This window comes from Streptomyces sp. NPDC028928, assembly GCF_055564915.1.
Genome location: NZ_JBVHVI010000009.1, coordinates 249,947 through 256,511 on the forward strand (window position 1 = coordinate 249,947; position 6,565 = coordinate 256,511).

Annotated in this window: 7 protein-coding genes; all 7 read left to right on the plus strand. The window is 76.0% G+C overall.

The features are described from left to right. The first annotated feature begins 109 nt into the window (after positions 1–109). The 7 genes from ACZ4U1_RS23005 to ACZ4U1_RS23035 all read left to right on the plus strand — a co-directional run bounded on the left by ACZ4U1_RS23005 (position 110) and on the right by ACZ4U1_RS23035 (position 6,276). Positions 110–817: a DUF4328 domain-containing protein gene (locus tag ACZ4U1_RS23005; protein WP_467905540.1), complete on the plus strand. Its 708-nt coding sequence runs from the start codon at positions 110–112 to the stop codon at positions 815–817. Between the two features lie 92 nt (positions 818–909). Beyond that, complete coding sequence (locus ACZ4U1_RS23010) at positions 910–1,497, plus strand: hypothetical protein (RefSeq protein ID WP_467905542.1); 588 nt, start codon at positions 910–912, stop codon at positions 1,495–1,497. Between the two features lie 121 nt (positions 1,498–1,618). Continuing rightward, on the plus strand, positions 1,619–2,050 hold the full coding sequence (locus ACZ4U1_RS23015) for a hypothetical protein (RefSeq protein WP_467905543.1): 432 nt from the start codon (positions 1,619–1,621) through the stop codon (positions 2,048–2,050). Between the two features lie 149 nt (positions 2,051–2,199). Then, the gene (locus ACZ4U1_RS23020) at positions 2,200–2,823 is read left to right on the plus strand and encodes an RNA polymerase sigma factor (protein ID WP_467905545.1); all 624 of its coding nucleotides are present in this window, start codon (positions 2,200–2,202) and stop codon (positions 2,821–2,823) included. A 603-nt stretch (positions 2,824–3,426) separates the two neighbouring features. Beyond that, a complete protein-coding gene (locus ACZ4U1_RS23025) occupies positions 3,427–4,188 on the plus strand; it encodes a hypothetical protein (RefSeq protein WP_467905547.1) in 762 nt (253 codons plus the stop codon). A gap of 259 nt (positions 4,189–4,447) precedes the next feature. Continuing rightward, positions 4,448–5,110: an RNA polymerase sigma factor gene (locus ACZ4U1_RS23030; protein WP_189298416.1), complete on the plus strand. Its 663-nt coding sequence runs from the start codon at positions 4,448–4,450 to the stop codon at positions 5,108–5,110. Beyond that, entirely contained in the window at positions 5,110–6,276 is a 1,167-nt protein-coding gene (locus ACZ4U1_RS23035; protein WP_467905548.1) for a hypothetical protein, read from the plus strand. Before ACZ4U1_RS23030 ends, ACZ4U1_RS23035 begins: the two co-directional genes overlap by 1 nt. Positions 6,277–6,565 lie beyond the last annotated feature (289 nt).

The window sequence follows — 6,565 nt, forward strand, 5'->3', positions numbered from 1 at the left end:
GAGAACCGAGTGGACGCGCGGTGGCGTCCGATCGTATGTTCCGGTGTCCGCGCGTCCGGTTCGGGGAGAGCCGTACGCCGTCTCAGATCTCACTCGGGGGAACTCCGTCATGACCACACCCATGCCCGCGCCGCCGTACGTCCCCCCGCCCGGCGCCTGGCTGCGCTCACCGGCCGCGCTCGGCCGGGCCACCGCCGTGCTGCTCGGGCTCGTCATCGCCACCGACCTGTTCGCCTGCTACGCGGACGTGCTGGAGATCACCGTCGCCGGCGACATCGTCGACGGCGTCACCGGCTCCGACGTGATCGACCGGGCCGACCACGCGGACCGGCTCTACGGCGTCGCCGGCATCGCGCAGGGCGTCGCGCTGCTGGCCACGGCCGTCGTCTACCTGTGCTGGCTGTGGCGGATCCGGGTGAACGCCGAGGTGTTCGACGCCTCCGTGCACCGCATGAAGCGCGGCTGGACGATCGGCGCCTGGTTCTGCCCGATCGTGAACCTGTGGTTCCCGCGCCGGATCGTCGCGGACAGCTGGGACGCCAGCGCGCCCTGGGGCTCGCGGTCCGGGCACACCCCGGTCAACGCCTGGTGGACGCTGTGGCTCATCGGGATCGTCGTGGGCCGGTACGCGGACACCACCTCCCGGCACGCCGAGACGGCGGAGGAGCTGCGCCAGGCCGCGCAGGCGATGCTCTTCTCCGACGCATTCGACATCGTGGCCGCGGTCCTCGCCATCGTGGTGGTCGTCCGGCTGACCCGGATGCAGGAGCGCAAGGTGCTCTCCGGCGAGCTGCTGCCGATCCCCGCGGTTGGCTGAAAACACGTCACTGTGACACTCCCGCTCCGTCGCACGCAGTAAGGGGAAGTGCGGGCTCCGTATCGGTCGGTGCCCTGGCGAGGGAGACATTCATGAGCCTGGTGGAACAGATCGCACAGGCCGACGAACGCGGACTGGCCGCCAGCGGGTTGGCTTGTCTTGACCGGTGTCTGCCGCTGCTCGGCGGCGACGACGAGCTGCTGCGCCCGCTGTGGGCGCGCCTCGCCGACGGCTCCGACTGGGCCGGGGACCTGTCCCGGGTGCACGAGGCGCTCGGCCCCGCGGACCCCGCCGACGACGAGGCCGCCCGGCTCACCCGCCGGATGCTGGAGTCCGCCCCGGCCGAGCGCACCGCCGACGCGGTACGGCCCTGGGCCGACGCCTGCTCGGTCGCCTCGCTGCGCGTCCACGGGCTGCTCGACCCGGCCGCGGACGGCGGCTCGATCGCGGACGGCGGCCCGCTCCTGGACGGTCTGGACGCCGGGCGCGCGGGCGACGCCGTGGACCTGCCGCCGCTCGTCGCCGCCGAGCTGCGCCGCCAGGCAGCGGTGCTGGACCTCCTCGCGGGGCATGGCGCGCAGGGGCTGCGCCGGGCGCTGGAGGTCTCGGTGGAGGGCCGCCGGGTGCTGCGCGCGGTGGTCTCCCGCCGAGCCCGCAGCGCCGCGGAACCGGGGGCCTGAACCCCGGTCCTGTGACCTTCGTGCGGTGGACGTGGGGTGGTCCTGCGGCGGTTGGCGGAACGTTTGGAGGAACGTTCCGAAACCCAGTGACGGAATCCCGTCCCCGCTCGCTCTCCCCTATGTGACAGCCGATCTGACAGCTCACGTGACGGCCCGGTACGGGACAGCACACCAGGAGACCAGGCCGCAGGCCGCCGCGAAACCCGTGCGGTGGGCGGCGGACGCGGTCGCGACCATGCGCGAGGGCGCGCGGGTGCGGCTCGACTACTCGGCGCAGAGCCTGTGGCGGGTGGACCGGATGATCGAGGAGATACGCCGTGAGGACCCGCCGTACCCGGCCGTCGAGAGCGTGCTGCGCGGCTTCGGCGCCTACGCCGGCGAGGTGATCGCCCGGCAGACCGGCGCCGAGTGGTGGGCGACCGGCGGCGAGCACTGGCTGCGCACCCCCGACGGCCGGATGTGGGACCCCATCGACGAGGCCCGCCGCTGCTACGGCGGCCACGGCTCGCTCCGGCTGCTGTGCCGGGACGCGACCGCGAGCGCCTCCGGCTGAGCGGGCCGCCCCGGGCCGCCGCCCGGCTGTGACACTTCCGTCGGGGCCGACGCTGATGATCGTGGAGGGCGGAGACACGGCCGGAGCGTGTCGCACCGTGAGGGAAGCGCCACGCAGTGGCCAGCAACTCGGCACGAACGAGGACGGTCTTGGGCCAGGGAGGGGAGCCCCGCCGCCCGCAGCCGCGGGACGGGGAGCTGGGCGCGGCCGTGGCGCGGGCCCAGGAGGGTGACGAGACCGCCTTCGCGGTGGCGTACCGGATCGTGCAGCCCGGCCTGCTCGGCTATCTGCGGGGCCTGGTCGGCGAGGACGCGGAGGACGTCGCCTCCGACGCCTGGCTGGAGATCGCCCGTGACCTCGGGCGGTTCCGGGGCGACGGCGCCGGGTTCCGCGGCTGGACCGCGACCATCGCCCGGCACCGCGCGCTGGACCACCTGCGCCGGCAGCGGAGCCGGCCCCGGGCGGCCCAGCTCGAAGAGGACGCCCTGGAGCTGCCCGGCCGGCTCAGCACCCACGACCAGGCACTGGAGTCGCTCTCCACGGAACGCGCGCTGGAACTGGTGCGGGCGCTGCCGCGGGACCAGGCCGAGGCGGTGCTGCTCCGGGTGGTCGTCGGCCTCGACGGCCCGGCCGCCGCCCGCGTCCTCGGCAAACGCCCCGGCGCCGTCCGCACCGCCGCGTACCGGGGCCTGCGCCGCCTGGCCCGCCGGCTCGGCCCCGCCGCCGACGGTGTGACGGATACCGATCCCCCGACGCTGGGTGAGTCGAGATGAACACCACGGGGCGCGGCACGTATGCCCCTCCGTACGCCGCGTCGCACCCAGCGCGGCACGGGACCGCGAGACACACCACACCCGGGACGTCGGCTTCACCTTCGGCTTGCCGGGTGCGCGGGGTTGTGGCGGCTGGTGGTCTTCGGCGCGGGGTTGTGGCGGCTGGTGGCTGCGGGCCTGCGGCTGCTGGGGTCGGGGGGCTCGGGTGTGCGGCTGGCGTCGGCGGGGGCCTTGGTCGTGTGGCTGGGGTGGCCGGTGGTTGCGGATCTGGGGCCGTTGCGGGCTGTCGCCCCGGGCGCGGGGCTGCTGCGGTCGGCGAGGTCGGGTGTTGGGGGCTGGTGGTCGGTGGCTTCGGGCGTCGGGTGGTCGTGGCGGCCGGTGGCTTCCGGGACGGGGCTGCTGCGGTCGGTGGTTTCGGGCGCGTGGTCGCCGGGGTCGGCGGTCTCCGGGGTGAGCTGTGGCGGTTGGGCGTCGCGCTGCCGGCTGGTGGGCCAGGGCCGTTGTGGGTGATTGGGCCGGGGGCGTTGGTGCGGCGTGGTGTGGGTGTGTGGAGTGGGTCGGTGTGCGGAGGGCCGGGCGGGTCGGATGAGGACGGGAACGGGCATGGGTGAACGGCACAGCGGCGGCGGGCCGGCCGGCCGTCGGCGCGCGCACCCTGACGGCACCGTCGCCGCGCCGGCCGGTACGTCCCCGGGGGACTCGCAGCTGGAGACCTGGTTCGGTGCCGCGCTGCGCGCCGAGGGCGTCGACCCCGAGGCCGAGCGCAGCGCCGTGGCCGCCTTCCGGGCCGCGCGCGAGGCGGGGGCGCACGACGCCAGGACACGCGCCCGGGACGACTGGCGGCCCCGGCAGCCCCGCCGCGCCCGCCGCTCCCTGCGCACCACCCTCTCGCTGGCCCTGGCGAGTCTCACGCTGGGCGGAGTCGCCGTCGCGGCGATCGGCTCGGCGCGGTCCGGTACGGACGACGACGGCCGGGACGCCGCCCAGTCCGCGCGACCGTCCTCGACGAGCGCCCCCTCCGCTCCCACGGGCTCCCCGCACCCGGCAGCCGGGCGCCGGGACGCCGCTTCCGCCGGCCCCTCCGGGCAGCCCGGGCACCCGGTCGCCGCCGGCGAGACCCTGGCCCGCTGCCGTGCCTACGCACAGGCCGGGGAGCGCGGCGGCGCCCTGGACGCGAGGGCCTGGCAGCGGCTCGTCACGGCGGCGGGCGGCGAGGAGAAGGTCGCGGCCTACTGCGCCGCCCAGTCGGCCCGCGCACAGGGCGGGAACACCGACGGCACCGACAAGGCCGGCGAGTCCGGCAACGGTCAGGGTGAGAGCAAGGGCGGCAGCAGCCGGAACAGGCCGGTCGGCGGCAAGCGCTAGCGCCCTTGGCAACGGCCGGGGCCGCCACCCCCCACAGGAGAGGCCCCGGCCGTCGCGCGGGCGGGCCGCGCGCGGCCCGTACTCTCTTCAGCGCCGTGAGTGCGGTTTCTGTCACACCCCGGCCACCTCCCGACCTCACCCTGCGCACATCCGAACCCGGTCACGAGTTAGTTGCATCTTCTACAGACATGGACGAGCAGCGGTTTAACGCCGTAACGTGCCTTTCGCGCCGACCGAAGACAGGCGTAAAGGGAGTACGGTGCTGGGGGACGACGCGGAGCTGACCGCCGCGGTGCGTGCGGCACAGGACGGTGACGAGACCGCGTTCCGTACGGTGTACCGCGCGGTGCACCCCCGGCTGCTCGGATACGTCCGCACGCTGGTCGGGGAGGCGGACGCCGAGGACGTCGCGTCCGAGGCCTGGCTGCAGATCGCCCGTGACCTGGACCGGTTCAGCGGGGACGCCGACCGGTTCCGCGGCTGGGCCGCCCGGATCGCCCGCAACCGCGCCCTGGACCACATACGGATGCGCGGCCGCCGTCCCGCGATAGGCGGTGACGAGACGGAGCTGACCGGCCGGGCCGCCGAGTCCGACACGGCCGGCGAGGCCATCGAGGCCCTGGCCACCGACAGCACCCTCTCCCTGATCGCCCGGCTCCCGCAGGACCAGGCCGAGGCGGTCGTCCTGCGCGTGGTCGTGGGACTGGACGCCAAGACCGCCGCCGAGACCCTCGGCAAACGCGCGGGCGCCGTCCGCACCGCCGCGCACCGCGGTCTGAAGCGGCTCGCGGAGCTGATCGGGGACGATCCGGAATCCGCGGGCGGACTCGACGCACTCCCGCCTCAGAGAGAACCGCGCCGCCGCGCGGTGACGTCCGCAACTGTGACGCATACGCGTGCGCGGACGCAGAAGGACATGTGATGGCCGACGAGCAGTACAAGTGGCTGAACCGGGAGACGGCGGAACGTCTGCTGCGTGGTGAGCCACTGGAAGCCGTCGACGCCTCCGCCCGTGACCAGGCAGAACGCCTTTCCCAGGCGCTCGGCGCGCTGTCCGCGGAGGCGGCCCCCGCGCCCGGTGAACTCCCCGGTGAGCAGGCCGCCCTGGCCGCGTTCCGCAAGGCCCGCGAGGCCGCCGAGGCGGAGCGCACGGCCGCGGCCCACGCCCCCTCCGCCGGCCGCGCCCCGGCACCCGGAACCGACGCCGGCCTGGTCCGCATCGCGGCCCGGGCCCGTACCGGAATCCGCGCCGGGCGCCCCCGCTGGGCCCGCCCGGTGCGCCTGGCGCTCGCCGCGGCGGCGGCCGTGGGCACGCTCGGCGGCGCCGCCATGGCCGCCGGCACCGGGGTGCTGCCCACGCCGTTCGACGACGAGCCCTCCCGCCCCACCGCCTCCGTCTCCGCCGACACGACCACCGGACAGCCGCTCGGCTCCGGCTCCGCGTCGGCCACACCGGGCGTCGGGACGGGCACCGGCACGCCGGACGGCGGCCGGGACGGTCGCCGCGGCGGCACCGACGACGAGGCCTCCGGCGCGGACCACGGCAAGGGCCGTACCCCCGCCCCCGGCTCAGGAGCCCCCTCGGCGACGTCCGGCACCGGCCGGCTCGGCGCCGCCTCGGCGTGCCGCACCCTGCGGGACGGCAAGGAGCTGGACGCCGGCCGCAAGCGCGCGCTGGAGCAGCTGGCCGGTGGCCCCGCCCGCGTGACCACCTACTGCAAGGCCCTGCTGGCCACCGGCGACTCCACCTCCGGCAAGGGGAACGGCGGCACGGCCGGCGGCACCACCGGCGGCGGTCAGGGCGATGACCAGGGCAAGGACAAGGACAAGGGCGGCGACGACAAGGGCGGGGACCACGACGGGGGCGGGAACGGGCAAGGGGACGGGAAAGGGAACGGGAAACGGGACGGTGGCAAGGGGCGGGGCAGGGGCGGCGACCGCCCCGCCGGCCCCGGCGGCGGCAAGGGCGGCGGCCGGCACCGCGCAGCCCCCGCCCCCGCTCCCTCCGCCTTCGCCCCGGCGCACCCCGGCACCCCGCCAGGCGCCCCCGCGTCCCCGTCACCGACTCCGGCCTCCACCGCGCCCTGATCGGAAGCACCCCGTCTGACCTGCACTTTTAAAGTCGCCGAAAATTTTTCGGTGAGAGGTGTGACGTTTCTGAGGCCCGTGACGCAGTACTGAGTGAGCCGACTGGTCATCGGCCGTAGCACTGAGCCGGGGTTCCCCCCGTACCCGCGGCTCGTGCACCTGGCGGGGGGGGGGGGGGGGGGGGGGGGGGGGGGGGGGGGGGGCGGAGGGGGGGGGGGGGGGGGGGGGGGGGGGGGGGGGGGGGGGGGGGGGGGGGGGGGGGGGGGGAGAAGGGGGGAGCAGAGAAAAA

Bases quoted from the DNA above. Each gene is read 5' to 3' on its own strand.
- ACZ4U1_RS23005 (WP_467905540.1), top strand. From the start codon at position 110: ATGACCACACCCATGCCCGCGCCGCCGTACGTCCCCCCGCCCGGCGCC.
- ACZ4U1_RS23010 (WP_467905542.1), top strand. From the start codon at position 910: ATGAGCCTGGTGGAACAGATCGCACAGGCCGACGAACGCGGACTGGCC.
- ACZ4U1_RS23025 (WP_467905547.1), top strand. From the start codon at position 3,427: ATGGGTGAACGGCACAGCGGCGGCGGGCCGGCCGGCCGTCGGCGCGCG.
- ACZ4U1_RS23035 (WP_467905548.1), top strand. From the start codon at position 5,110: ATGGCCGACGAGCAGTACAAGTGGCTGAACCGGGAGACGGCGGAACGT.